Origin of the sequence: Ancylobacter amanitiformis, assembly GCF_030814815.1 — a bacterium.
GTDB lineage: Bacteria > Pseudomonadota > Alphaproteobacteria > Rhizobiales > Xanthobacteraceae > Ancylobacter > Ancylobacter amanitiformis.
On record NZ_JAUSVR010000024.1, the window covers coordinates 19637 to 45257 of the forward strand.

General features: G+C 67.6%; 22 protein-coding genes. 18 read left to right on the plus strand and 4 right to left on the minus strand.

The window, feature by feature from the left end; genetic code table 11:
- Positions 1-170 precede the first annotated feature (170 nt).
- The 10 genes from QOZ99_RS20515 (at position 171) to QOZ99_RS20560 (ending at position 9311) form a co-directional block, all read left to right on the plus strand.
- Positions 171-902 carry an SDR family NAD(P)-dependent oxidoreductase gene (locus QOZ99_RS20515; protein WP_306891857.1) on the plus strand — a complete coding sequence of 244 codons (732 nt, stop codon included), beginning with the start codon at positions 171-173 and terminating at the stop codon, positions 900-902.
- 35 nt (positions 903-937) lie between these two features.
- Positions 938-2020 (plus strand): LLM class flavin-dependent oxidoreductase, encoded by a 1083-nt coding sequence (locus tag QOZ99_RS20520; RefSeq protein WP_306891858.1) that lies wholly within the window; start codon positions 938-940, stop codon positions 2018-2020.
- A gap of 104 nt (positions 2021-2124) precedes the next feature.
- Entirely contained in the window at positions 2125-3360 is a 1236-nt protein-coding gene (locus tag QOZ99_RS20525) for a branched-chain amino acid ABC transporter substrate-binding protein (RefSeq protein ID WP_306891859.1), read from the plus strand.
- Positions 3357-4454 carry a branched-chain amino acid ABC transporter permease gene (locus QOZ99_RS20530; RefSeq protein WP_306891860.1) on the plus strand — a complete coding sequence of 366 codons (1098 nt, stop codon included), beginning with the start codon at positions 3357-3359 and terminating at the stop codon, positions 4452-4454. The genes QOZ99_RS20525 and QOZ99_RS20530 overlap by 4 nt, the downstream gene beginning before the upstream one ends.
- 4 nt (positions 4455-4458) lie before the next feature.
- Complete coding sequence (locus tag QOZ99_RS20535; protein ID WP_306891861.1) at positions 4459-6132, plus strand: branched-chain amino acid ABC transporter permease; 1674 nt, start codon at positions 4459-4461, stop codon at positions 6130-6132.
- 31 nt (positions 6133-6163) lie between these two features.
- A complete protein-coding gene (locus QOZ99_RS20540) occupies positions 6164-7024 on the plus strand; it encodes an ABC transporter ATP-binding protein (protein WP_306891862.1) in 861 nt (286 codons plus the stop codon).
- A complete protein-coding gene (locus QOZ99_RS20545) occupies positions 7021-7740 on the plus strand; it encodes an ABC transporter ATP-binding protein (protein WP_306891863.1) in 720 nt (239 codons plus the stop codon). Before QOZ99_RS20540 ends, QOZ99_RS20545 begins: the two co-directional genes overlap by 4 nt.
- On the plus strand, positions 7737-8273 hold the full coding sequence (locus tag QOZ99_RS20550) for a flavin reductase family protein (protein ID WP_306891864.1): 537 nt from the start codon (positions 7737-7739) through the stop codon (positions 8271-8273). The genes QOZ99_RS20545 and QOZ99_RS20550 overlap by 4 nt, the downstream gene beginning before the upstream one ends.
- Positions 8274-8366: 93 nt before the next feature.
- On the plus strand, positions 8367-8726 hold the full coding sequence (locus QOZ99_RS20555; protein WP_306891865.1) for a VOC family protein: 360 nt from the start codon (positions 8367-8369) through the stop codon (positions 8724-8726).
- 36 nt (positions 8727-8762) lie between these two features.
- Positions 8763-9311 (plus strand): formaldehyde-activating enzyme, encoded by a 549-nt coding sequence (locus QOZ99_RS20560; RefSeq protein ID WP_306891866.1) that lies wholly within the window; start codon positions 8763-8765, stop codon positions 9309-9311.
- A 137-nt stretch (positions 9312-9448) separates the two neighbouring features.
- On the opposite strand, the gene htpG is transcribed toward QOZ99_RS20560, so the two are convergent.
- Both htpG and QOZ99_RS20570 read right to left on the minus strand, forming a co-directional pair.
- Positions 9449-11341 (minus strand): molecular chaperone HtpG, encoded by a 1893-nt coding sequence (gene htpG, locus QOZ99_RS20565; RefSeq protein ID WP_306891867.1) that lies wholly within the window; start codon positions 11339-11341, stop codon positions 9449-9451.
- Between the two features lie 174 nt (positions 11342-11515).
- On the minus strand, positions 11516-13399 hold the full coding sequence (locus tag QOZ99_RS20570) for a heavy metal translocating P-type ATPase (RefSeq protein ID WP_306891868.1): 1884 nt from the start codon (positions 13397-13399) through the stop codon (positions 11516-11518).
- 494 nt (positions 13400-13893) lie between these two features.
- On the opposite strand from QOZ99_RS20570, the gene QOZ99_RS20575 reads away from it, so the two are divergent.
- From QOZ99_RS20575 to QOZ99_RS20600, 6 genes are all read left to right on the plus strand, one after another.
- Positions 13894-14973 carry a dipeptidase gene (locus QOZ99_RS20575; protein WP_306891869.1) on the plus strand — a complete coding sequence of 360 codons (1080 nt, stop codon included), beginning with the start codon at positions 13894-13896 and terminating at the stop codon, positions 14971-14973.
- Between the two features lie 83 nt (positions 14974-15056).
- Positions 15057-16634, plus strand: coding sequence for an ABC transporter substrate-binding protein (locus QOZ99_RS20580; protein ID WP_370876902.1), 1578 nt, complete (start codon positions 15057-15059; stop codon positions 16632-16634).
- A 31-nt stretch (positions 16635-16665) separates the two neighbouring features.
- Entirely contained in the window at positions 16666-17724 is a 1059-nt protein-coding gene (locus QOZ99_RS20585; RefSeq protein ID WP_306891871.1) for an ABC transporter permease, read from the plus strand.
- Positions 17721-18650, plus strand: coding sequence for an ABC transporter permease (locus QOZ99_RS20590; protein WP_306891872.1), 930 nt, complete (start codon positions 17721-17723; stop codon positions 18648-18650). Before QOZ99_RS20585 ends, QOZ99_RS20590 begins: the two co-directional genes overlap by 4 nt.
- A complete protein-coding gene (locus tag QOZ99_RS20595; RefSeq protein ID WP_306891873.1) occupies positions 18647-19480 on the plus strand; it encodes an ABC transporter ATP-binding protein in 834 nt (277 codons plus the stop codon). Before QOZ99_RS20590 ends, QOZ99_RS20595 begins: the two co-directional genes overlap by 4 nt.
- 11 nt (positions 19481-19491) lie before the next feature.
- A complete protein-coding gene (locus tag QOZ99_RS20600) occupies positions 19492-20256 on the plus strand; it encodes an ABC transporter ATP-binding protein (protein ID WP_306891879.1) in 765 nt (254 codons plus the stop codon).
- 63 nt (positions 20257-20319) lie between these two features.
- On the opposite strand, the gene QOZ99_RS20605 is transcribed toward QOZ99_RS20600, so the two are convergent.
- On the minus strand, positions 20320-21378 hold the full coding sequence (locus QOZ99_RS20605) for a GlxA family transcriptional regulator (RefSeq protein WP_306891880.1): 1059 nt from the start codon (positions 21376-21378) through the stop codon (positions 20320-20322).
- A 285-nt stretch (positions 21379-21663) separates the two neighbouring features.
- On the opposite strand from QOZ99_RS20605, the gene QOZ99_RS20610 reads away from it, so the two are divergent.
- Both QOZ99_RS20610 and QOZ99_RS20615 read left to right on the plus strand, forming a co-directional pair.
- Positions 21664-22995, plus strand: coding sequence for an amidase (locus QOZ99_RS20610; protein WP_306891874.1), 1332 nt, complete (start codon positions 21664-21666; stop codon positions 22993-22995).
- Positions 22992-24212: an FAD-dependent oxidoreductase gene (locus QOZ99_RS20615; protein WP_306891875.1), complete on the plus strand. Its 1221-nt coding sequence runs from the start codon at positions 22992-22994 to the stop codon at positions 24210-24212. The genes QOZ99_RS20610 and QOZ99_RS20615 overlap by 4 nt, the downstream gene beginning before the upstream one ends.
- A gap of 280 nt (positions 24213-24492) precedes the next feature.
- On the opposite strand, the gene QOZ99_RS20620 is transcribed toward QOZ99_RS20615, so the two are convergent.
- Positions 24493-25441 (minus strand): IS630 family transposase gene (locus QOZ99_RS20620; protein ID WP_306891877.1). Its coding sequence is split into 2 segments (ribosomal slippage): positions 24493-25104 and positions 25106-25441, totalling 948 coding nucleotides; the frame shifts between segments, so codons are not numbered across the junction.
- Between the last annotated feature and the right edge of the window lie 180 nt (positions 25442-25621).

Below are 25621 nucleotides of genomic sequence, written 5' to 3' on the forward strand. Positions count from 1 at the left end.
TCTTATGCTTGGCCAAGCCGGGCTTGGCGGCGCGGGCGAGCGGCGTCTTTCCTTATCGTTCCATGAGAATTCATCGTTTGTGATCGGTGCCCTCGGTCGGGAACACTCCGTCACAAGAACGTCGTCATGCCTCAAGTGGCGATGCAACCTTTCCAGACATCGGAGCCTCCATGCAGGGTCAAACCATTATCGTCACCGGTGGGGGCAGCGGCCTGGGCCGTGCCATCTGTCTGGGCCTGGCCGATGCCGGCGCGCAGGTGGCCATCCTCGAGATCAACGCCGAATCCGCGCAGGTCGTGGTCGACGAAATCACGGCCAAGGGCGGGAAGGCCTTCTCGGTGATCGGCGACATCACCACCCGCGACAGCGCCAAGGCGCTGGTGGACGGCGCGATCGCCAAGGCCGGGCGCGTGCATGGCCTGATCAACTGCGCCGGGGTGTATCCGCGCCGGCCGATCCTTGAGATCACCGACGCCGACTGGGACTTCAGCTTCGCGGTGAATGTACGCGGGCTCTACAATGTCTCGGTGGCGGCGATCGCGCACATGCAGACGCAGGGCGGCGGGCGCATCGTCAACATCGCCTCGATCGACGCCCTCAAGGCGCATCCGAAGAACGCGCATTACGCGGCGATGAAGGCGGCGGTGGTCAGCCTGACCAAGAGCATGGCCCTCGCGGTGGCGCCCGACAACATCCTCATCAACGGCGTGGCGCCGGCCGGCATCGCCACCGAGAAGGCGCGCGCCGCCGGCTTCCTGCCGGAACTGGCGGCGCAGACCGCGCTGGGCCGCGCCGCGGAGCCGGAAGATGTCGCCGATGTGGTGATCTTCCTGATCTCGGAAAAGAACAGGTACATGGTCGGCGAGACGGTCGCGATCAGCGGCGGTTACTTCATCGCCTGATCTTTCGTCCTTTATTTGAGAACAAGAGTACGAACATGCACTTCGGCATATTCAACCTGATGGGCCTGCGCGACAATCCCGGCGGGGTCGCGGGCGTCATCGATGATACGCGCAGCATGGTGACGCTCGCCGAGGATATCGGCTTCGAGATCGCCTGGTTCGCCGAGCATCATTTCACCAATTACTCCGTCAGCGTGTCGCCCCTGATGGTGGCTGCGCACATGGCCGGCCACACCAGCCGCATCCGGCTCGGCGCCGGCGTGGTGGTGCTGCCGCTCTATCATCCGTTGCGGGTGGCGCAGGAAATCGGGCTGCTCGACCAGATCAGCGGCGGGCGCGCGGTGCTGGGCGTGGGCACCGGCTACCAGGCCTATGAATTCGAGCGCTATGGCGCCGAGGTCGCGAAGAAGACCGAGATCTTCCTCGAATACTGGTCGGTGGTCGAACAGGTGCTGACCGAAGGGCGCGTATCCTTCGAGGGCCGGCACATCACCGTGCCGGAGACGGCCATCACCGTGCGCCCGGTGCAGCAGCCCATGCCGCCGGTCTATTGCACCTCGCCGCATCCGCCGATCCTGAAGGCGCTGTCGAAATGGGGCGGCGTGCCCTTCATCACGGCCGGCTGGCGCGGCTCCGAGGCACTGTTCGGCATTGCCGAGCAGGTACGCGCCTCCTGGGTGCAGGGCGGGCTGGACGGCCCGACCATGCCGGTGGCGCTGCAGCAATATATCCACGTCACCGACAGCGCGAGCGAAGCGCTGGAGGCGGCCGAGCGCGCCCGCTATGTCGGGCGCATGGTGCATGGTCTGCGCAGCAACGTGCTGACGCTGAACGGCTCCTTCGTGGAAGCGGCCCCCATTCCCGACGAGCCGCCGCTGGAGACCTTCCGCGACAACCTGCTGATCGGCGACCCGCATCATGTGGCGGAGCGGCTGGTTTCGGAAATCCGCCGGCTCAACCCGCAGCACTACAACTGTTTCTTCCAGTTCGGCGACATGCCGGTGGCCCGCGCGCGGCGCGCGCTGGAGCGCTTCGGCGCCGAGGTGCTGCCCCTCGTCGAGCGCGAGGTGGGACCCCTGTCGGCGATCGGAAAGCCTGTCCCGGTCGCGGCCGAGTGATGCGCGAAATACTCCGGAACCGCTTCGGAGAGGTGTAGCCCCAACCGATCTTTCGAACGACGCGGCCGGCAAAAGGCCGCGCGCCAACCAGAGGATGGACGACGATGAACAAGGTATTCTTCTCCGCGGCGACCCTCGCCGCGGTGCTTCTCGCCGCATCCGGCAGCCGGGCGGAAACGCTCGGCCCCGTCACCGACGCGCTTGGCGTGGTGAAGATCACCAAGGGTCAGCCGATCCAGATCGGCGGCTATTCCTCCCAGTCGGGCGGCGATACCAACCAGGGCATCGACGAACTGCGCGGCGCCGAGATCGCCATCAAGGATGCCGGCGGCAAGGTGCTGGGCTTCCCTGTGAAGCTGCTGGGCGAGGACGCGCAGTGCACCGCCGAGGGCGGCCAGACCGCCGCCACCAAGCTCGCCGGCAACAAGCAGATCGTCGCCGTGCTCGGCCCGAGCTGCTCCTCGGGCGCGCGCGTCGGCGCTCCCATCCTGTGGAAGCTTGGCATTCCCAGCGTCGCCATCGGCGCCACCGCGCCGGCGCTGACCGCCGCCGACCGGCCGGACGGCTTCAAGGGCTTCCTGCGCGTGGTGCCGAACGACCTCAAGAGCGCGGCCTTCACCGCCAGCTACGCCTATGACAAGCTGGGCGTGAAGACCGCCGCCACCATCCATGACGGCAGCCCCTATACCGAGCAGCTGGTGCGGGCCTTCGAGAAGAACTTCGTCGCCAAGGGCGGCACCATCGTCGCCAGCGAGGCCGTCTCCCCGACCGACACGGACCTGCGCCCGGTGCTGACGCGCATCGCCACCAAGAAGCCGGAGCTCATCTTCACCCCGGTCTTCACCTCCACTGTCGGCTTCCTGATGCGCCAGAAGGACGAAGTGGCCGGGCTCGCCGGCACCAAGGTGATCGGCGGCGAAGGCGTGTTCAGCGCGAACGTGATCGAAGCGGTCGGCCCGAAGATCGTCGGCTTCCACATTGTCGGCCCCTCGACCGACCTGTTCTCCGAGCGTTTCCCGATCTTCGTGAAGAACTTCACCGCGGAATATGGCGAGGCGCCGATCGGCGGGTTCAGCGCCTATGGCTATGACGCCGCGCTGCTGACGATGGCGGCCATCAAGGAAGTCGGCAAGACGGATGCCGAGGGCAACCTCTATATCGGCCGCCAGGCGCTGCACGACGCGATGATGGCGACCAAGGCCCTGCCCGGCCTCACCGGCGCGCTGACCTGCGACACCCACGGCGATTGCGGCGCCGCGACCTATGCGATCTGGGAGTTCACCAGCGACGACCAGTCCTCCTTCGCGCCCGGCACCAACCCGAAGCGGATCTTTCCGTGAGCGAGGTCCCGCGCTCCGCGACGGAGCCGGGGGCATTCTCCGAATGGCTGCGCCGGTCGACCTGGGTCGACCACGTGCTTCTCGCCATTCGGATCAGTGTCGCGGCTCTCGTCCTGGTGGGTCTTGCCGGCGGTCTCACCGCCGGCACCTACTCCGCCGCCGATTTCGTGTCCTTCACGATGTTCGGCCTCACCATTGGCAGCATCTACGCGCTGATCGCGCTGGGCTACACCATGGTCTACGGCATCCTGCGCATGATCAACTTCGCCCATGGCGACGTGATGATGATCGGGTCCTTCGCCGGGCTGTTCGCGGCGGGAGCGCTGAACGATGCGGGGCTGGTCAACGCCCTGCCGCTGCTGGCGCTGCCGCTGGTGCTCGCCGCCGGCATGGCGGGGGGCGCGGCGATGTCGCTCATCATCGAGCGTATCGCCTACCGGCCTTTCCTGCATGTGCGTTCGCTGGCGCCGCTCATCTGCGCCATCGGCATGTCCTTCGTCCTGCAATATGCCGCGCGCGGCCTGTTCGGCACGCGTAACCGCGCCTATCCGGGCTTCGGCTGGATGGAGGGCACCGTCAGCCTGTTCGGTCTCATCGTGCCGATCCCGCAGATCGTCGCCTTCATCGCCGCGCTCATCGTGCTGGCCGGCCTGCTGGCGCTGGTGAAGCTGAGCCCGCTGGGCAAGGCGATGCGGGCGGTGGCGGAGGATCGCGATGCGGCGGCGCTGGTCGGCATCAATGTCGGCGCCGTCATCGTCGCCACCTTCGCCATTGGCGGCGCCATGGCCGGGGTCGCCGGCGTGCTCTACGCGCTGGTGTTCAAGCAGATCACCGTCTTCATGGGGTTCGCTCTCGGCGTCAAGGGCTTCGCCGCGGCCATTCTCGGCGGCATCGGCAATCTGGGCGGCGCGCTGCTCGGCGGGCTGGTGCTGGGGCTCGCCGAGGCGCTCGGCCCGGCGCTGGTGCTGGAAGGCTTCGGCCTGCCCGCGCCCTATCAGCTCAAGGACGTGATCGGCTACGGCATGCTGGTGATGATCCTGATCTTCCGTCCACAGGGGTTGCTCGGCGAGCGACTCGCCTCGAAGCGGGCCTGACGCCATGTCCTTCAACGCCGTTACCAGCTCCTTCAAGGTCACGCGGCGGCGCAGGGCGCCGCTGGCCGAGACCCTTCAGGTCGGCGCCCTCGCCGGCTTTGCGGCGATCGGCTTCGCGCTGATCGGCGCCTATGTGGCGATGGACAAGCGCCATGTGGTCGAAGACACGTTGACCCTGTCGCAGATCGCCTTCGCGCTGATGGCCATCGCCGCCGGCTATGTCGCCGGCCGCGACCGGCAGGGCCGCCCCTCGGGCACCCGCGTCGTCGTTCACGGCGCGGTGGCGGGGCTCATGGCGGGGCTGTGCGTCTCGGCGCTGCTCCTGCTCATGGGTTCGATCAGCCTGCGCGCCACGCTGGTGGCGGCCAGCCCGATGCTGATCAAGGCGCTGAGCCTTGGCGCGCCGATCGGCTCGCTGCAGGCATTGGTGCAACTGCCCGCGCTCGGTGCCCTTCTCGGGGTGATCGGCGGGCTGTTCGCGGCCATGCCGAGTCGCTACCGCCGGGCATTGACCTATGGCTTTGCCGCCGTTCTCATCGCCGGCCTGTTCCGCGATGTGTTCGTCAGCGTGCTGGAAAACCTGCCGGACCTGAACGGACCGGACTGGGAGGTGTTCGGCCCGGGCGGGCTCAACCGCGGCGCGGCTCTGGTGCTGCTGGTGGCGGGGGGGCTGTTCTGCCTGCTGCGCGATCGCTGGAACGCCCGGATCGACCCCGCGCGCCGGGCGCGCTCCTCGAAAGCCGGGCTCGTGCTGCTGCTGGTGGGTGTTCTTGTCCTGCCGCTGGTCACCAATGACTTCGTGGCCCAGGTCGCCATGCTGGTGGCGCTCTACATGCTGATGGGGATGGGGCTGAACATCGAGCTTGGCCTTGCCGGGCTGGTCGATCTCGGTTTCGTCGCCTTCTTCGCGGTCGGCGCCTACACGGTCGCTCTCATGTGCTCGTCCGGACCGCTGGCGGTCGCCGACGTGTCGTTCTGGGTGGCGCTGCCGGTCGCTGTCGTGCTGGCGGCGGGTGCGGGGATGCTGTTCGGCCTGCCGGTGCTGCGGGTGCGCGGCGACTACCTCGCCATGGCGACGCTGGGTCTTGGCGAAATCATCCGCGTGCTGGTGCTGTCGGATGCGCTGGCGCCCTATCTCGGGGGATCGCAGGGCATTATCGAGATCGACCATCCGCGCATCTTCGGCATCTCGCTGCAATCGCCGGCCGCGCTCTACTACCTCGCTCTGGCGCTGGCCGGCGTGGTCGCCTTCATCTCCTGGCGGCTGCAGCATGCGCGCATCGGCCGGGCCTGGCTCGCCATGCGCGAGGACGAGGACGTGGCGCAGGCGCTGGGCATCGATCCCGTGGCCTCGAAGCTGCTCGCCTACACGATCGGCGCGGCCTTCGCCGGGGCGGCGGGCGCGGTGTTCGCGGCGCTGGTGGGCTCGGTCTACCCCCATTCCTTCCAGCTTCTGGTCTCGATCAACGTGCTGGCGATCCTGGTCATCGGCGGTCTCGGCTCGCTCCCCGGCGTGCTGGTGGGCGCCATCGTGCTGATCGGCCTGCCCGAACTGCTGCGCGAGTTCGGCGAGTTCCGCTACCTGTTCTACGGCATCGCGCTGGTGGCGATGATGCATGTTCGGGCCGAAGGGCTTTGGCCCGCCACGACCCAGACCAAGGAGAACGCCCGTGCCTGACGTCCTCCCCCCAAATCGGCTCCCCGACGGCTTGCTCCTCGACAGACCGCTGCCCATTCCCTCGCGTGCGCCATTGCTGGACGTGCGCGGCCTGAAGAAGGCGTTCGGCGGCATGATCGCCATCCAGAATGTCGATCTCAGCATCGCCGAGGGCAGCGTTCACGCCATTATCGGGCCGAACGGCGCCGGCAAGACCACCGCCTTCAACTGCATCACCGCCTTCGTGCCGCCCACCGCCGGCAGGATCTTCCTCGGCGGCGAGCGCATTGACGGGCTGCCCGCCCATGTGGTGGCCCGGCACGGCGTGGCGCGCACCTACCAGAACGTGCGGCTGTTCCCCAACATGACGGCGCTGGAGAACGTGCTGGTCGGCCAGCACCGCCGGCTGCACGCCACCTTCTGGGAAGCCATCCTGGGCAGCGGGCGCTTCCGCCGCGAGGAGGCGGAGGCGCGCGCGCGGGCGATGGAATATCTCGCCTTTGTCGGCATCCCGCAGCGGGCCGGAGACCTCGCCCGCCACATGCCCTATGGCGACCAGCGCCGGCTGGAAATCGCCCGCGCGCTGGTGGCCGGGCCGCGCATCCTCATGCTCGACGAGCCGGCCGCCGGCATGAACCCGGCCGAGGGCCGCGCGCTGGTGGAATTGATCGAGCGGATACGCGCGGATCTGGGTGTCACCGTCGTGCTGATCGAGCACCACATGCGCGTGGTGATGGCGGTAGCGGAGCGGATCACCGTGTTCAATCGCGGCGCCATCCTCACCGAGGGCACGCCGGGCGAGATCCAGGCCGACGAGCGGGTGATCGAGGCCTATCTCGGCCGCCGCAGCGGGCAGGTCGCCGCCGCCGCGTCCCCCGAGCCGCAGCGCCAGATGGAGGCGGGAATCGCATGAGCAAGGCGCTGGACGTCTCCAACCTCACCGTCGCCTATGGCGAGATTGCCGCGGTGCGCGATGTCAGCTTCACAGTGGAAGCCGGCGAGATCGCCACCATCATCGGCGCCAATGGCGCGGGCAAGACGACGATCCTAAACGCGCTGTGCGGCCTGCGCGACGTCAGGGCGGGCACTATCAAGCTCGGGGAGGACGACATCACCGCCCTGCCCCCGCACGAGCGGGTGCGCCACGGGCTCTCGCAGGTCCCGGAAGGACGACGGCTGTTCGGCCGCATGAGCGTGGCGGAAAACCTTGAGATCGGCGCCTATGCAAGACGCGACCATGCCGCGCGCAGGCACGACCTTGAGCATGTGCTGGAACTGTTCCCGCGCCTGCGCGAGCGCTACCGGCAACTGGCCGGCACGCTCTCGGGCGGTGAGCAGCAGATGGTGGCGATGGGGCGCGCCCTGATGACCGCGCCCAAGGTGCTCCTTCTCGACGAGCCGACCATGGGGCTGGCGCCGCAGATCGTCGACCTCGTCATCGACGCGGTGCGGCGGGTGAATGGCGAAGGCGTGACGGTGCTGCTGGTCGAGCAGAATGCCTATAGCGCGCTGGAAATCGCCGACCGCGCCTTCGTGCTGGAATCGGGCGAGATCACGCTCACCGGCAACGGACCCGACCTCATCACCCACCCGCGCGTGCGCAGTGCCTATCTGGGATATGACGCATGATGCCCTCACCCGACCCCACACCACCTGCCTCCTCCACCCGGGCGCCGGACGCGGCCGGCGCGGCCGATTTCCGCGCGGCGATGCGCGAACTGGCCGCCGGCGTCACCATCATCACCGCCGGACGCGAGGACGGGCGCCGCGGGCTGACCGCCACCGCGGTGTGCTCGGTATCGGCCGACCCGCCGACACTGCTCGTCTGCGTCAATCGCAGCGCGGAGGGGCACGCGGCGATCCGCGAGAGCGGGGCCTTCTGCGTCAATGTCATCGCCGCCGAGCATCAATGCCTCGCCGAGCGCTTCGCCGGCCGGGACGGGGCGCGCGGCGCCGAGCGTTTCGAGCATGGCGAATGGCGCGCGCTGGCCACTGGCGCGCCGGTGCTGGCGGACGCCGTCGCCGCCTTCGACTGCCAGGTGATCCAGGCGATCGACGCCGGCACGCACACGGTGTTTCTCGGCGCCGTCACCGCCACCACCGTCTCGCCGCAACGCGCCGCGCTGCTCTATCGCGCGGGCACGTTCGCCGCGGCGAGTTGACGGCAATCGCGACCGGACCACAGGGGTCGGACGCGCGCGCACGGCAGAGGGAGCAAGGCTCCGCCGCCGGTGCCCCCGCGAGGAAACACGACAATGACCGTGAAAAAACTGCATAATGTCTATGTGGGCGCCAGCGACATGGCGGCGAGCCGCCATTTCTACGAACAGGTGCTGGGTCTGACCCCAAAATTCGCCGACGGAGAGCGCTGGGTGCAATATGATGCGGGCGGGGTGAATTTCGCCGTCGGCTCGGCGGCGGAGTTTCCCGACGGCGCGGCCGGCGCGGTCGCGGTGTTCGAGGTGCCCGATCTCGACGCGCGGCAGGCCGAACTGAGTGCGGCCGGCATCCGCATCCTTGCCGCGCGCGACATGGGAAGTCACGGCCGCACGGTGACGCTGATCGATCCAGCGGGTAATTATCTCCAGCTTTTCCAGCGTCGCGGCGCGTCCTGAGCGCGCCCGGCTTATTCAGGAACGAGGAAGATCGACATGACCGACCGCATCATTCTGCGCGCGGGCGAGGCGCTTGTCGCCGGCGGCCCGCCCGGCACGGCCGCCGAGCCCGAGGTGGTGATCGGCGCGCTCGACGGGCCGGTCGGCACGGCGCTGGCGACGCTGACCGGCTCGCAGGTCGCCGGCCACACCAAGGTGTTCGCGCTGCTCAACACCGACATCATGGTGCGGCCCGTCACGCTGTGCGTCTCCAAGGTGACGGTCGAGGATAACCGCTACACCAGCATCCTGATGGGCACGGTGCAGTTCGCCATCGCCAATGGCGTGCTCGACGCGGTGCGCGCGGGCTATATCCCGAAGGAACAGGCCAACGATCTCGGCATCATCTGCTCGGTCTGGCTCGCCCCTTCCGTCGTGACCGACGCCAATCTCGACCATAAGATCCTGTTCGACCTGCATCGCCGGGGAACGACCGAGGCCATCCGCAAGGCGATGACCTGCGAGCCCTCGATCGACTGGCTGCTGGAGAACCAGGACAAGATCGTCCACAAATATTACCAGATGGGCCTCGACGGAAAAATCTGACCTCCCCCGCCGCCGCCCATCGGGCGGGTGCCACTCGAGTGCCACTCGGGCGCCATGGTGCGCCGATCGCCAGCGGAGCCTCGGCCCCGCCGGCCGGAAGGCCCGATCCGCCCGCTCCAGGCGGATCGGGCCCGGCTTCAGGAAGCCGTGAGGCCGCGGGCGATCAGCCGGCTAAGCCTCTCGGCGAAGGCCCTGGCGTCGGTCGGCTTCTCGCCATCGAGCACCCGGGCGGTGTCGAGCAGCAGGTGCGCGACATCCACCTTGACCGCCTCGTCCGTATTGGCCGCGAGGCTCGCGATCATGGCGTGGCGGGGATTCACTTCCAGGATCGGCTTGGCGGCGCTGCCGATGCGACCGGCGGCGGCGAGCATGCGCTCGAACTGGCGGTCCGGCCCGCTCTCGGCGGCGATCAGGCACACCGCGCTGTCGGTGAGACGGTCGGAGGCGCGCACATCCGCCACGTCTTCCGCGAGCGTCTCCTTGATCGCCGCGATGAGGGCCGTCACTTCCGCGCTGGCCTCGGCCGGGAGCGGCGCATCGCTGTCCAGCGGCGGGATGAGGCCGAGATCGGCGGCGCCCTGCGTCACCGACTTGAACGGCTTGCCCTCATGATCGAGCCCGCTCGCCACCCAGAAGGCGTCGACCGGATCGGCCAGCAGCAGCACCTCGATGCCACGGGCGCGGAAGCCCTCCAGATGCGGTGATCTGGTGATGCGGGCGGCATCGTCGCCGGCTATGTAATAAATCGCCGTCTGGTTCTCCCGCAGCGCCGCCACATAATCCTTGAGGCTGCGCGTGCCCTCGCCCGAGGCGGTCGTCTTGAACCGCGCGAGGCCGAGAAGCTGCTCGCGGCGCTCGAAATCCTCGTAGAGGCCTTCCTTGATGACCGCGCCGAAATTCTCCCACACCTTGCCGAACGCCTCGCCATCGGTGTCGGCGAGCTTGGCGAGTTCGGAGATCACGCGGTTGGTCACCCCCTTCTTGATCGCGCCGAGCAGCGGGCTGTCCTGGATCATCTCGCGCGAGACGTTGAGCGGCAGGTCGGCGCTGTCGACGACGCCACGCACGAAGCGCAGATAGCGCGGCAGCAGCTCGGCATCGTCGGTGATGAAGACGCGCTTCACGTAAAGCTTGATGCGGCCCTTGCGGTCGGCGTCGAACAGGTCGAACGGGCGTGCGCCGGGGATGAAGGCGAGCGCGGTATACTCGAACCGGCCCTCGGCGCGGAAATGCACGGTGAGCGCCGGCTCGTCATACTGGCCGGCGACGCTGCGGTAGAAGTCGGTGTAATCCTGCGCGGTGATGTCGGATTTCGGCTTGGTCCACAGCGCGGCGCCATCGGAAAGGGAGGCGGCTTCCGCGCCGGGCTTCTCGATCAGCGTGATCGGCACCGGCACATGGCCGGACTGCTCCTTGACGATGCGCTCCAGCGTCCAGCGCTCGGCATAGGACTTGGCGTCGTCGGTGAGGTGCAGCAGCACCCGCGTGCCGCGAACGGGCGCGTCTTCCAGCGCGACGGGGGCGACGGAATAGGCGCCCTTGCCATCCGAGGTCCAGGCCCAGGCCTCCGAGGCGCCGGCGCGGCGGCTGACGACCTCGACCCTCAAAGCCACCATGAAGGCGGAATAGAAACCCACGCCGAACTGGCCGATGAGCTGCGCGCCCTGCCTGGCACCGTCCTGGCCCTCCGCCTCCGCGACGCGATCCATGAAGCCGCGCGTGCCGGAGCGGGCGATGGTGCCGAGCGCCTCGATCATCTCATCCCGGCTCATGCCGATGCCGTTATCGGCAATGGCGAGCGTGTTGGCTTCCGGGTCGGCGGCGATGGTGATGGCGAGAGTGGGATCGTCGCCCAGCAGATCCGGGCTGGCGATCGCCTCGTAGCGCAGCTTCTCGCAGGCATCGGCGGCGTTGGATACGAGTTCGCGCAGGAACACGTCGCGGTCGGAATAGACCGAATGCACCATCATGTGCAGCAGGCGGGAAACATCGGCCTCGAAGGGGCGGTTCTCGGTGGTTTCTATCGTCATGGCGGCACGCTGTTCGAGGGAAACTCAGGCCGTGACATGGCAAGAACGCGTGAGAGTTTCAAGACGCCGGCTCGCCTCCCGCTCACGCGCGCGCGCCACGGCCGCATCCTGCGGCGCGAGGCAACCCGGACGCCGACGATGAGGGGCGTGGATCCGCGCCCGGGGCGGGCGGGGTCAGCCCGATGAGGCCTCGGCCGCCGCGGACGCGGGCCGCCCGGCCTGTTCCGGCACGATCCTGAGCGCCCGCAGCGCGTTGAGGATGACCGCGACATCGATCAGTTCCTGCAGCAGGGCGCCCTGTACGGGCGTGAGATATCCCAGCGCCGCCGCCACCATGCCCAGTATCGACAGGCCGATTCCGACCACGACGCTTTCCAGCGCGATGCGGCGAGAGCGCTGGGCGATGTCGATCCCCGGCAGCAGCCGGCCCAGCTGGTCGACCAGCAGGACGACATCGGCCGCCTCGGCCGAAGCGGCCGCACCGCGCGCGCCCATCGCGACCCCGATATCGGCGGCGGCCAGCGCGGGAGCATCGTTGACCCCGTCGCCCACCATCATCACCGGGCCGTTCGCGCGCTCGGCGAGGACCACCCCAACCTTCTCGTCCGGCGTCAGGTCCGCGCGGATGGCGTCGAGGCGAAGCCCGGCGGTGACAGCCTCGGCCACCGCCCGGCGATCCCCCGTCGCCAGCAGGATACGGCGGATGCCCAGTCGGCGCAGCCCGGCGAGCAGGTCGGCGATGCCGGCCCGCAGCGCATCGGCCATGACCAGATGGCCCATGAGCTTTCCGTCCACCGCGAGCGCCACCACGACCGATCCGGCGTCGCGGATCGCGCCTTCAGGCTCGGCCGCGTCGATCTGCGAGGCGACGAAACCCGCGCCCCCGACCACGACCCTGCGGCCGTTGATGATGCCGGTGACGCCGTCTCCCGCCGTCTCCACGATCTGCTCCGGGAGCGGCAGCACGGCACCGCGCGCCCGGGCCGCCGCGACGATGGCCTGCGCGATAGGGTGTTTCGACGCCTGATCCAGCGCGGCGGCGAAGCTCAGAACCTCGTCCTCGGTCAAGGCGCCGAGCGTGTGGATAGACACCACCTGCGGCCGCCCGTCGGTCAGGGTGCCGGTCTTGTCGAGGATCAGGGTCCGGATCCGCGCCAGCGATTCCAGCGGCTTCGCACCCTTTATCAGCACCCCGAAATGGGCGGCACGCGACAGGCCGGCCACCAGCGCGACCGGAACGGCAAGGATCAGCGGACAGGGCGTGGCGACCACCAGAACCGCCACCGCGCGGATCGGATCGCCGGTAAACCACCAGGCCGCCGTCGCCAGCGCCAGCGTGACGGCCAGAAACAGCAGCGAGTAGCGGTCCGCGAGCCGGGCCATCGGCGCCTTGGACTGCTGCGCCGCCTCGACCAGCCGGACGATGCCGGCATAGGTGCTGTTGGTGGCGCGGCGGCTGGCGCGCAGATCGAACACGTCGCCCGCATTGGTGGAGCCGCTCATCACCTCCTGCCCGCGCTCCAGGCGCACGGGCATGGATTCGCCCGTCAGCGCGGACTGGTCGATCATCGCGCGGTCGTTCTCGACCGTGCCGTCCACGGGCGCGATGTCGCCCTGCCGGATCAGGAGAAGGTCGCCGGGCTCGATCTCGTCAAGCGGCGCGTCCTCGAGCGCGCCGCCGCGCTTGCGTGTCGCGGTTCTTGGCACGCGCGACAGAAGATCGGTCATCTCGCGCCGCGCACGGCCCTCGGCGAAACTCTCCAGGAAGGTTCCGCCGGAATACATGAGCGCGACCACCGCCGCCGCGAGCGTCTCGCCGACCAGCAAGGCGGCGGACATCGACAGGGCGGCGACGATGTCCAACCCGACATCGCCCTTCGCGAGGCTGCGAACGATCTCGACCACCAGCGCCGCCAGTACCGGGGCGACACCCGCCGTCCATGCCAGCGTGGCAAGATGGGGTTGGCCTCCCAGCAGCAGGGCGAGGCCCGAGACGAGGCCGAGCCCGGCAATGGCCAGAAGCGCGATGTTGAGGCGATCGAGCCGCAAGGGGTTCATCTGGCGTGCATCCCGCAATCAATCCACACGCTCGGAAACCGAACGGGTATCGAACCGCCGTCCAGAGCATTTTCGAGCGAAGTGGATTCTGGTTCGCGTCAAGAAAATGCGTCAGAACAATAATCTGGAGCTTTTCCGGTAAACCGGCGTTCCCCGCAAAAGCTCCAGCCCATGCCCTCCCGAGCTGGGCGGCGTCCCGCCCATGGAACACGTCATACGCCGTGCCGAATGCCTGTCGCCATCCGTGCTGTTGCCGATGCGTCATCGATCAACGATCGCCGCGACGATCGGGACCGTGAGCGGAACGGAGGCGAACGGCGCGAAGCCGGGACCGCTGCGGAGCGGACTTCCGCGCCTCGCGTCTGTTCCGTCGGCCTGAGCCGGCGAGTATGGCGGAAACTAAAAGAGGTTGGCCGAAATCCAAAATGAATCCCCTCCGCCCTGCAACACCATTCATGTGTCAGACGTGAGACATTTACAGGGTGAGCCGGGGCATGCCGTTACACAAGCAGGCAGTCTTTGATGGCCACAACGACGTGCTGCTGCGGCTTTGGAAGCACGCGGCGCAGGGCGGCGACCCCATCTTGGAATATGGCGAGGGCGCAAGCGAGGGGCATATCGATGCGCCGCGCGCACGCCGCGGCGGGCTCCATGGCGGATTCTGCGCGATCTTCGTGCCCTCGGGCGAACTCATTCTGGCGACGCCCGACGCGAACGGCCACTACATCACGCCGATGTCGCAGCCGGTCGACCGGATCGCGGCGCTGGAAACCGCGCGGGAACTGCTCGACATCGCGCTGCGGCTCGACCGCGCGGGACTTTGGACCCTCTGCCGGAGTACCGCGCAGATCCGGGCCACGATGGCGCGGGATGGCTTCGCCGCCGTGCTGCACATGGAGGGATGCGAGGCGATCGATGCCGACCTCGCCGTGCTCGAAAGCTTCTACGCGGACGGGCTCCGCTCGCTCGGCCCGGTGTGGAGCCGCCACAATATTTTCGGCCATGGCGTGCCCTTCGCCTATCCGATGAGCCCGGATTGCGGCCCGGGACTGACCGGGGCCGGCTTCGAATTGATCCGCGCCTGCAACCGCCTCGGCATCGTGGTCGACCTCGCCCATATCACGGAGCAGGGTTTCTGGGATGTCGCCCGCACCAGCGATCAGCCGCTGGTGGTCAGCCATTCCAATGCCCATGCGCTGACCCCGGTGGCGCGTAACCTGACCGACCGCCAGCTCGACGCCGTGCGCGAGAGCCAGGGTCTCGTCGGGCTGAATTACGCCACCACAATGCTGCGCCCGGATGGGCAGGAGAACGCGCAGACGCCGCTCTGCGACATGGTCCGGCACATCCACCATCTTGTCGAGCGCATGGGCATCGATTGCGTGGCGCTCGGATCCGACTTCGACGGCGCCACCATTCCCGCGGCGCTCGCCGATGCAGCCGGCCAGCAGAACCTCCTTGTCGCGCTCGCGGCCGATGGCTTCAATGCCGACGACCTCTCGAAGATATGCCGTGAGAACTGGCTGAGAATCCTCGGTCGTGCCTGGCATGAAGACACCCCAAGCAAACAATAACCTTCCAGAAGAGGCCCACAATGATCATGCAGCGACTTCCGTTCTTGAGTGCTCTTGCGGTGGGAACCGCCCTCTCCGTCCTGATGGCCGCCGGCACGCCGGCCATGGCCAAGACGCCGGCGGACACGCTGGTCGAAGGCTTCGCCATCGACGACATCATCAGCATGGACCCGGCGGAATCCTTCGAGCTGACCGCCGGCGAGGTCATCGGCAACATCTACAGCCAGCTGGTGCGCCTCGACCTGAGCGATACCAGCAAGGTGGTGGGCGATCTCGCCGCGAGCTGGACCGTCTCGGATGACGGGCTCACCTACACGTTCAAGCTCAAGCCGGGCCTGACCTTCGCCTCCGGCAACCCGATCACCGCCGAGGACTTCGCCTGGTCGTTCGAGCGCATGGTGAAGCTCGACAAGAGCCCGGCCTTCCTGCTCAACCAGTTCGGGCTTACCGGCGACAATGTCACCGAGAAGGTGAAGGCGCTCGACCCCTCGACACTGACCATGACCGTCGACCAGCCTTACGCGCCGAGCTTCGTGCTCAACGTGATGGCGGCAAGCCCGATCTCGGCCATCGACAAGAAGCTGGTGCTGCCGCACGTCAAGGCGATCCCCGTCGACGCGACGAACAAGTACGATAACGATTTCGGCAATGGCTGGCTGAAGACCAATTTCGCGGGTTCCGGCCCGTTCAAGCTGCGCGAATGGCGGGCCAACGAGGCGGTCGTGCTGGAGCGCAATGACCGTTTCTATGGCGACAAGGCCAAGCTGCTGCGCGTGGTCTACCGCCATATGAAGGAAAGTGCCGGCCAGCGCCTCGCACTGGAGGCCGGCGATATCGACGTTGCCCGCAATCTGGAGCCGGGCGACCTTGCCGCGGTAGCCAGGAAAGAGGGGCTCAACGTCACCAGCGCCGCCAAGGGCACCGTCTACTATATCAGCTTCAACCAGAAGAACCCGAACCTCGCCAAGCCCGAGGTGCGCGAGGCGCTGAAATACCTCATCAACTACGACGCCATCGGCGCGACGCTGATCAAGGGCATCGGCGAGATCCACCAGACCTTCCTGCCCAAGGGCCAGCTCGGCGCGCTCGACGTCAATCCCTACAAGCTGGACGTCGCCAAGGCCAAGGAACTGCTGGCCAAGGCCGGCCTCACGGACGGCTTCAGCGTCACCATGGACGTGCGCAACACCCAGCCCGTAACCGGCATCGCCGAGGCCTTCCAGCAGACGGCGTCGCAGGCCGGCATCAAGATCAGCATCCTTCCGGGCGACGGCAAGCAGACCCTCACCAAATACCGCGCCCGCAATCATGACATCTATATCGGGCAGTGGGGCTCGGACTACTGGGATCCGAACTCCAATGCGGAAACCTTCACCGCCAACCCCAACAATGCCGACGACGCCACGTTCAAGACGCTTGCCTGGCGCAACGCATGGGACGTCCCGGACCTGACCGCCAAGACCAAGGCGGCGCTGCTGGAAAAGGACGGCGCCAAGCGCGCGGCGATCTATCAGGAGCTTCAGCAGGCGGTGCTGGATAGCAGCCCGTTCGCGCTGATCTTCCAGCAGACCGAGGTGGCGGGGCTGCGCGGCAACGTGAACGGCTTCAAGCTCGGGCCCACCTTCGACACCAATTTCGTCGCTCCGGTCTCCAAGAACTGAGCGGAGGGCCGGTGCGATGAGTTCGACGACGATGTCCGAATCCGTTCGAGCCGGCCGCCCGTTTCATGTGAGGGCGTGGCCGGTCGCCATTGGAGTGCTGCGTTTCGCGGGGGTGGTGATCACCACCTTCCTCGGCCTGCTCGCCGTCACCTTCTTCATCGGCCGGGTCATCCCGGTCGATCCGGTGCTTGCCGTTCTGGGCGACCGCGCACCCGCCTCGGCGATCGAGCGGACCCGCGAGGCGATGGGCCTCAACCTGCCGATCTACCAGCAATTCTTCATCTATGTCCGGCAGGCGCTCGCGGGCGACTTCGGCACCTCCGTGCTCACCACACATCCGGTGATGAGCGATATCGCCCGGGTGTTTCCCGCCACGATCGAGCTTGCCACGCTCGGCACGCTGATCGGCACCTCGCTGGGCATCCCGCTCGGCGTGCTGGCGGCGGTGAAGCGCGGCACGCTGCTCGACCAGCTCGTGCGCATCATCGGCCTGATCGGCTATTCCGTTCCCATCTTCTGGCTGGGACTTCTCGCGCTGCTGGTCTTCTACGCCAAGCTGGGCTGGGTCGCCTATCCCGGCCGTATCGGCATCGCCTTCGAATACAGCTTCACGCCGATCACCGGTCTCTATCTCATCGATGCGCTCTGGCAGGGCGAGTGGGAAGTGGCTGTGGACGTCTTCCGCCACATCATCCTGCCAGCCGCGCTGCTCGGCTATTTCTCCATGGCCTATATCAGCCGCATGACCCGCAGCTTCATGCTGAACGAACTGGGGCAGGAGTACATCGTCGCGGCGCGGGCCAAGGGCTTGTCGGAAGCGCGCATCATCTGGTTCCACGCGCTGCGCAACGCAGCCGTGCCGCTGGTGACGGTGATCGCCCTCTCCTACGCCACGCTGCTGGAGGGGTCGGTGCTCACCGAGACCGTCTTCTCCTGGCCCGGCCTCGGCCTCTACATCACCAACTCGCTGCAGAATGCCGACATGAACGCCGTGCTCGGCGGCACCATCATCATCGGCTCCACCTTCATCGGCATCAACCTGCTGTCCGATCTGCTCTACCGGACGCTCGACCCGAGGACCCGCGCATGACGGACGTCCCCGCTGCCCCGCGAAGCACCCGCGCCTGGCTGCTCTCGGACCGGCCGCAATCGCGTGCCCAGGCGCGCCTCGGGCGGGCCTATATCAGCTGGCTTCGCTTCGCCTCCAACCCGCTGGCGCTGGTCGGCCTCGCCATCCTGTTGGTGCTCGTTCTGGTCGCGGCCTTCGCCAACATTCTCGCCCCGCACTCGCCGACGGCGGGAGACCTGGCCGGCGCCCAGCTGCTGCCGCCGCTCTCGCCCGGCTATCTGCTGGGCACCGACGACCAGGGCCGCGACATCCTCTCGCGCCTCATCCACGGCTCGCGGCTGACATTGACGGTGGTGCTGCTTGTCGCCGTCATCACCGCGCCGGTCGGCCTCCTGGTCGGCACCGTCGCCGGCTATGCGGGCGGATGGGTGGACGGCGTGCTGATGCGGATCACCGACATCTTCCTCGCCTTTCCCAAGCTGGTTCTTGCACTGGCGCTGGTTGCCGCGCTCGGGCCGGGAATCGAGAATGCCGTGATCGCCATCGCCGTCACCTCGTGGCCACCCTATGCCCGCATGGCACGGGCGGAGACGATGGCGGTGCGCCATTCCGACTATATCGCCGCGGTGCGGCTGATGGGCGCCTCGCCGGTCCGGGTCGTGCTGCGCCATGTGATGCCCATGTGCCTCTCCTCGCTGATCGTCCGGGTGACGCTCGACATGGCCGGCATCATCCTGATCGCCGCCGGCCTCGGCTTTCTCGGCCTCGGCGCCCAACCGCCTTCGCCGGAATGGGGCGCGATGATCGCCTCCGGCCGTCGCTTCATCCTCGACCAGTGGTGGGTGGCGACCATGCCGGGCATGGCGATCCTCATCGTCAGCCTGGGCTTCAACCTGGTGGGTGACGGCCTGCGCGATTCGCTCGATCCGCGGGAGGCGGGACAATGAGGCCTCTGCTCCATGTCGACGACCTGAAAGTGTCGTTTCCCACCCGCAGCGGCCTCGTCGAGGCGGTCCGGGGCGTCAGCTTCACCCTGGGCCGCGAGCGGCTGGGCATTGTCGGGGAAAGCGGCTCGGGCAAATCGCAGACCGGACGCGCCATCATGGGGCTGACGCCGCCGCAGGCCCGCATTTCGGCGGCGCGGCTGGAGTTCGACGGCATCGACCTTCTCTCCGCCCCGCCCAAGCTGCGCCGCAGCCTGCGCGGGGGGCGGATCGCCATGGTGCTGCAGGACCCGAAATACTCGCTCAACCCGGTCATGAGCATTGGCCGGCAAATCGTGGAGACGCTGCGCACCCACGAGAACGTCTCCCGCAAGGTGGCGCGCGAGCGAGCGCTCGACATGCTCGCGGCCGTGCAGATTCGCGATCCCGCCCGCGTGTTCGACCTGTATCCGCATGAGGTCTCCGGCGGCATGGGCCAGCGCGCCATGATCGCGATGATGCTGGTCGCCGGCCCCGAACTGCTGATCGCGGACGAACCCACCTCCGCGCTCGATGTCACCGTGCAGCTCGAAGTCTTGTCCATTCTCGACCGGCTGGTCGCCGACCGGGGCATGGGCCTTGTCTTCGTCTCCCATGACCTGCGCCTGGTCTCGTCCTTCTGCGACCGCGTGCTGGTCATGTATGCGGGAAAGGTGGTCGAGGAAATCGCCGCCTCGGAACTGGGCAACGCCCGCCACCCCTACACCCGCGGGCTGCTCAACTGCATGCCGACGCTGGGCACGAACCGCCATCCCCTGCCCGTTCTCGACCGCCAGCCGGAGTGGCGCCTATGACCATCGACAGCATGTCCCCGGCGCTCTCGGTCAAGAATCTCAGCGTGGTTTATGGCGGCTATCATGCGCTGGACCAGCTGAGCGTCGACATCACCCCGGGCGAGGCCTTCGGTCTGGTCGGCGAATCCGGATCGGGCAAGTCGACACTGCTGCGCGCCGTGGCAGGCCTCGCCCCGGTCACGTCCGGCTCGATCCGGCTGCAGGGCGAGACGCTCAAGCCGGGACGGCGGGAAAGAACCTATTACTCCCGCGTGCAGATGGTGTTTCAGGACCCGTTCGGATCGCTGCACCCGCGCCAGACCATCGACCGGCAATTGCTGGAGCCGCTGGCGATCCATGGGGTGGGGGATGGCGAGCGCCGGATCCTGCGCGCGCTCGACGAGGTCGGCCTCGGCGCCGGCTTCCGGTTCCGCTACCCGCACCAATTGTCCGGCGGCCAGCGCCAGCGCGTCGCCATCGCCCGGGCCCTCATCCTCGAACCGACGATCCTGCTGCTCGACGAGCCCACCTCCGCGCTCGATGCCTCGGTGCAGGCGGAGGTGCTCAACCTGCTCGAACAGGTTCGCCGCGATCGCCGGCTGACCTTCGTCATGGTCACGCACGATCTCGGAGTGGTGACCCACATGTGCGAGCGCATCGCCGTCCTGCAGCACGGCCGGATGGTGGAGCTTGTCGCGGCCAATGACCTCGTCGCCGGCCGTATCACCACCGAGTATACCCGCCAGCTCATGCGAGCGAGCGAGGGCTTCGTCCGCGCGAGTGGCCTCGCGGCCTGACCGACCTGGCGCGCCCGCGAGCGTCGCGTGCCAGACGTTCATCTACACGTCGCTCGAAGCGCTCTATCGGCAATGGGTCGGCGGCTTGCCGAATTTGGCCTTGAACGCCGTGGCCAGGTGCGCGCAGTCGGAAAAGCCGGTCTCGTAGGCGATTTCGGTCACCGAGCGCTGGGTGTTCTCCACCAGCCAGCGGGCATAGCGCAGCCGCGTTTCGAGAATGAACCGCTTGGGCGTCATGCCGATCTGCTCCTTGAACAGCCGGCCGAATTGCCGGCTGCTCAGGCCGACACGGGTGGCGATGTCGTCGGGGGTCGCGTCCTGCCCCATTCGGCTTTCGATGATGACCACTGCCTGCTGGATGCGCGGATCGGCCGAATAGCGGAAGTTCGATGCCCTCGCGCGGTCGAACTCGCTGGTGGCCGGCTGATTGGCCAGCGACAGTTGGTGCACCACCTTGGCGGCCCTGTCGGCGCCGCAATGGGTCCGGATCAGGTCGGTCATCAGGCTGAGGATCGAGACACCGCCCGGCACGGTGATACGGTCGCCATCGGCCAGGAAGTCGTCGCGCGAGGAGATGCGCAGCGAGGGGAACGCCGCATGGAAATCCTCGCGGTGGAACGGATGAACCGCCACCTTGCGCCCCGCCAGCAGCCCCTCCTGGGCCAGCACGAAAACGCCGGTGCACACGCCGATGATCGGCACCCCGGCCGAGTCCGCGATCCGGAGATAATCGCGATGCCGGCTTGAGGCCGCCCGTAACTGCGGCAGCAATCCTCCGATGGCCACGAGATAATCGAAATCGGTGGGATTGACGTAAGGCAGGTCCGCCTGCACGCGAAGGCCGCAACTGGCGGCCACCGCGGCGCCGCGATCACCGACGACGAACCATCGGCAGTGCACGGGCTGGGAATTATCGCCGAAATCGCCGGCATGCCGTAGCGATTCCACGATGCCGGTAAGCGACATCATCGGGAAGCCCGGCCACAGGAGAATGCCGATCGTGAGTTCCGGCCGGCGGTCCGGCACGCTGGAAAGGCGCTGCGACCAGAGGCCGTCCAGCCATGTCACGTAATCGCTGCCCAACTCGCGACGGCTCGCATCTTCGCCGGCATCCAGAGCCATTGCCGGCAGGGGTTCGACACCGGGTGCCGATCGCCCGCCCCGCTGCTGCACGGGCATTAAAAACCTCCAACGAAAAGTCCGAAATCTAAAATCCGGCGGCGGTCCATCGTCAGTAAATCCAGAAAGAAAGCGATAAATCCAGAAAGCAAGCGACGTGCCATGGCGAAGTTTCAAAAGCCACGCATCGCGAACCGATGAAAGTTGCCCGCCATGGACATACTCCGCCTGGACGCCATCGAGATCGGCGCGAGGATACGCGATGGACGGCTGACAAGCCGGGAAGCCGTGCGCCAGAGCCTGGAGCGGATCGACGCTGTCGATGGCGTGCTGCATGCCTTCGTGCTGAGGCTCGACGAACGGGCGACGAGACTGGCGGACGAGCGGGACCGGGAGAGGGCCTCCGGCAGGCTGCGCAGTGCCCTCCACGGGGTGCCGGTCGCGGTCAAGGACCTCTTCGACATCGAGGGCTACCGCACCGGCTCGGGGTCGCGCAGCTTCCCGAACCACAGGGCGGCGGTCTCCGCCAGCGCCGTGCGCAAGTTGGAGGAGGCCGGCGCGGTGATCGTCGGCAAGACCCACACGGTGGAATTTGCGTTCGGCGGATGGGGCACCAACCCGGTGCTGGGCGCGCCCGTCAACCCCTATGACAGCAAGGTGCATCGCGCGCCCGGCGGCTCGAGCAGCGGCTCGGCCGTCGCCGTGGCAAGCGGCATGGTACCGCTGGCGCTCGGCACCGATACCGGCGGCTCGATCCGCATCCCCGCAGCGTTCTGCGGCCTGTTCGGCCACAAGTCGACGCCCGGGTTGATCAGCCGTGGCGGCATGCGCTACCTCTCCCCCTCCCATGACAGCGTCGGCGCGCTTGCCCGCAGCGTGCGGGACCTGCGCGCGGCGATGGGCATTCTGGCCGGGCCGGACGTGGAGGACACCGCCACCCTCGCCCTGCCCGCCATTGCCTTCGGCGGGCGCGACGAGGCTTTTTCCGGGTCGATACGGTTCGCCACGCTGGACGATCCCGCGCTCGAACGGCTCGATGACGAGGTGCGGCAGCGGTTCCGCGCGACACTGGACCGGCTCGGCGACCGGCTCGATGCCATCGGCACCCTGAGGCTGCCGGTGCCGCTCGCGACGATGTGCGACAAGGCCGGACGGCTGATGTCGGCGGAGAGCTATGCCAGCCTTCACACAATCACCGAGGATCCCGCCACCGACGTCGCGCCCGAAATCCGCGCGCGCATCAATCTCGGCCGCAGCATTTCCGCGTCGGAAGTGGCCGAACTCCACGCACTGAAGCGGCAGTGGAAGGCACAGTTCGCCGAAGCCTTCGCCGGCTATGACATTCTCGTCATGCCGGGCGTGCCGATCGCGCCGCCGCCGCTCTCCGACATCGACCAGTCCAACATGGTGCTGAGCCTTTTCGGGCGCTATGTGAACATGCTGGACCTGTGCGCGGCGTCGGTGCCGGTGGGCCTGACAAGCGACGGTCTGCCCATCGGGATCACGCTGATCGGCCGCGGGCTCGACGATTGGCGGGTTCTGGCGGTTGCCGCCATGCTGGAACGCGAGGCGCTTGCGGCGCTCAGCCCGCCTGTCGGCTTTGAGCGCGCGCCTTCATGAGCCGCAGGAGGATTGCCGTCATCGGCGCCGGCGTGGTCGGCGTCAGCACGGCATACGGGCTCGCCCGGCAGGGTCACGATGTGATCCTGGTCGACGCCCGCGCCGAACCCGGGCGCGGCGCCAGCGCGGGCAACGCCGCCCAGCTCTCCTATGCCTATGGCGATGCCATGGCCTCCCCCGCCCTGCTACGGCACCTGCCGGCCATCGCGCTCGGTCGCGACCCGGCCTTTCGCGTCACGTGGAGCCTTGACCCGCATTTCCTTATCTGGGGCGTACGCTTTCTCGCCAATGCCGGATCCGCGCGGTGGTGGAGCAACACGGCCCACATTCTCGATCTTGCCGAGGTCTCGCGGCGTGAAATGGCCAGCCTTCTCGCCGAGGTGGACCTCTCCTTCTCCTATCGCATGGCGGGAAAGCTTCATCTGTATGCCAGTGCGGCCGGGCTCGACGCGATGCGCCCGACCGTGCAGCGCAAGCGCGAGCGCGGGCTGGCGCAAAACCTGCTCAGCCGTGCCGAGGCGACATTGATCGAACCCGCGCTGGAGGCGTTCGAGGGCGCCGTCATCGGCGCCGTGCACACGCCACAGGATGCCGTCGGCGATTGCGCCGAATACTGCCGCGGGCTCACCGCCCATCTCGTCCGTCACTACGGCATCACGACGCTGTTCGATCACACCGTCACCGGCTTCGCTCGAAAGGGGCGACGGCTGCACGCCGTGCAGTTTCGCGACCGTGACGCGCTCCCCGTCGATCTCGCGGTGGTTGCCGCTGGACCGCAGGCGCTGAACCTGCTGCGCGACTTGCCGGAGGCGCAGGCCATCTGGCCGGTGCGCGGCTATTCGCTGACCCTGCCGGCACCGGCCGGGACACCGTCGGTGAGCCTCACCGATGTCAGCCGCAAGCTCGCCTTCGCCCGTATCGGCGACCGCTTTCGCGTCGCGGGGCTGGCCGACATCGCGCCGCGCGGCGGCCGCTTCGATGAGGCCCGCTGCGAGGCCCTGGAAAAGACGGCACGCAGCGTGTTCCCGCACCTCTTCAACCACACATCCGAGGTTTGCCGCTGGTCCGGCGAGCGGCCGATGACGCCGTCATCCCGACCGCTGATCGGGCGCTCGCGCCTCACCGCCGGCCTGTATTACAATATCGGCCACGGCATGCTCGGCTGGACCCTCGCGCTGGGCACGGCACGGCGCCTCGTCGATATGATCGCGGAGTAATCGCACATAGTCGCTGCTGGAGCCGCGAATGGATGCCGGGCTTCGCTTGTTTGCGCCTCTCTCGCCGCGGGATCATCGCCTGGGCGAGCCGGCGCTGTCGGCGCTGTCGGCGCCATGGATGGGTGACAGGCCCGTGCTTTCCGAACGTGCCGGCCGGGTCCCCAAGCTGCAAAAGCCTGTTCATGTAGGTCCGGTCGACATCGCTGGACGGGTGGTCCGAGACGGTCTGATCTTCAGACCTGGGGCCAAACGCCGTCGCTAAGAATCCCTCTAGAGCGTTTCATGTTTTGATTGAAGCGTACCCGGCATTTTTGAGATAGTTGGCGCACTCGGTTGGGTCGATGGCGTGGACGAGTTCGCCGACATGGCGCCAGGTGTCTTCGATGGTTCGCTTCTGGGCCTTGCGCATCCAGTGCTTGATCTTGGCGAAGGCCTGCTCGATCGGATTGAGATCGGGCGAGTAAGGCGGCAGGAACCAGAGCCTGGCGCCGGCCGCCCGGATCAGGTGGCGCACCGCCTCGGATTTATGGCTGCCCAGATTGTCCATGATGACGATGTCGCCGGGCTTCAACGTGGGCACGAGCACCTGCTCGACATAGGCGCGGAAGCACGCGCCGTTGATCGGGCCGTCGAAGACGCAAGGCGCGGTCAGGGCATCGACGCGCAGGGCTCCGAGGAAGGTCAGGGTCTTCCAATGGCCGTGGGGCGCAAAGCCGCGCAGGCGCTTGCCCTTCTGTCCCCACCCATAGAGCGGGGCCATGTTGGTCTTGATCCAGGTCTCGTCGATGAAGACGAGCCGGCTCGGGTCGAGCTTGGGCTGATGTTTGCGCCAGCGCTGGCGGCGACGGGCGATATCGGCTCGGGCCTGCTCAAGGGCGCACATCGTTTTTTTTGAAGCGCAGCCCCTCGCGGCGCAAGAACCGCCAGATGGCGTCATGCGAGACCGAGATTCCTCGCGCCGCCAGTTCCCCCTTCAGGGCGTGCAGCGTCAGGCTCGGGGTCTGCGCGATCCGCTCGGCGATGAAGGCGCGGTGCGGCTCAAGCACCCGCTTGCGGTGGCCGCCCATCTGCCCCGGTGCCACCGAGCCCGTCGCACGGTGACGCTGCGACCACTTCACCACCGAGGAGACCGCAACTCCGAACCGCGCCGCAACCGCTCGGCTCGTCTCTCCGGAAAGAACCGCTGCAACAACCCGCTCCCGCAGGTCAGTCGATAGAGGTCGGACCATGCGATGCTGGCCTCCGCCCAGCCAGCATCTTGAATCACAACTTCCCCAAAACTGGAATCCCTACGATTCAATCAAACGCAGAAAGGCTCTAGGAGACCGACTCATAACTCCGCAACCAAATGCGGATTGACGCGAGTTGGACTGAGGCGAGGAAATTGTCGTCTCGTTTGTCATAGCGGG

Coding starts and splice junctions, on each gene's coding strand:
- QOZ99_RS20585 (WP_306891871.1), top strand. CDS start 16,666: ATGTCCGAATCCGTTCGAGCCGGCCGCCCGTTTCATGTGAGGGCGTGG.
- QOZ99_RS20560 (WP_306891866.1), top strand. CDS start 8,763: ATGACCGACCGCATCATTCTGCGCGCGGGCGAGGCGCTTGTCGCCGGC.
- QOZ99_RS20590 (WP_306891872.1), top strand. CDS start 17,721: ATGACGGACGTCCCCGCTGCCCCGCGAAGCACCCGCGCCTGGCTGCTC.
- QOZ99_RS20550 (WP_306891864.1), top strand. CDS start 7,737: ATGATGCCCTCACCCGACCCCACACCACCTGCCTCCTCCACCCGGGCG.
- QOZ99_RS20515 (WP_306891857.1), top strand. CDS start 171: ATGCAGGGTCAAACCATTATCGTCACCGGTGGGGGCAGCGGCCTGGGC.
- htpG (WP_306891867.1), bottom strand. CDS start 11,341: ATGACGATAGAAACCACCGAGAACCGCCCCTTCGAGGCCGATGTTTCC.
- QOZ99_RS20525 (WP_306891859.1), top strand. CDS start 2,125: ATGAACAAGGTATTCTTCTCCGCGGCGACCCTCGCCGCGGTGCTTCTC.
- QOZ99_RS20595 (WP_306891873.1), top strand. CDS start 18,647: ATGAGGCCTCTGCTCCATGTCGACGACCTGAAAGTGTCGTTTCCCACC.
- QOZ99_RS20605 (WP_306891880.1), bottom strand. CDS start 21,378: ATGGCTCTGGATGCCGGCGAAGATGCGAGCCGTCGCGAGTTGGGCAGC.
- QOZ99_RS20555 (WP_306891865.1), top strand. CDS start 8,367: ATGACCGTGAAAAAACTGCATAATGTCTATGTGGGCGCCAGCGACATG.
- QOZ99_RS20575 (WP_306891869.1), top strand. CDS start 13,894: ATGCCGTTACACAAGCAGGCAGTCTTTGATGGCCACAACGACGTGCTG.
- QOZ99_RS20570 (WP_306891868.1), bottom strand. CDS start 13,399: ATGAACCCCTTGCGGCTCGATCGCCTCAACATCGCGCTTCTGGCCATT.
- QOZ99_RS20600 (WP_306891879.1), top strand. CDS start 19,492: ATGTCCCCGGCGCTCTCGGTCAAGAATCTCAGCGTGGTTTATGGCGGC.
- QOZ99_RS20545 (WP_306891863.1), top strand. CDS start 7,021: ATGAGCAAGGCGCTGGACGTCTCCAACCTCACCGTCGCCTATGGCGAG.
- QOZ99_RS20520 (WP_306891858.1), top strand. CDS start 938: ATGCACTTCGGCATATTCAACCTGATGGGCCTGCGCGACAATCCCGGC.
- QOZ99_RS20580 (WP_370876902.1), top strand. CDS start 15,057: ATGGCCGCCGGCACGCCGGCCATGGCCAAGACGCCGGCGGACACGCTG.
- QOZ99_RS20535 (WP_306891861.1), top strand. CDS start 4,459: ATGTCCTTCAACGCCGTTACCAGCTCCTTCAAGGTCACGCGGCGGCGC.
- QOZ99_RS20615 (WP_306891875.1), top strand. CDS start 22,992: ATGAGCCGCAGGAGGATTGCCGTCATCGGCGCCGGCGTGGTCGGCGTC.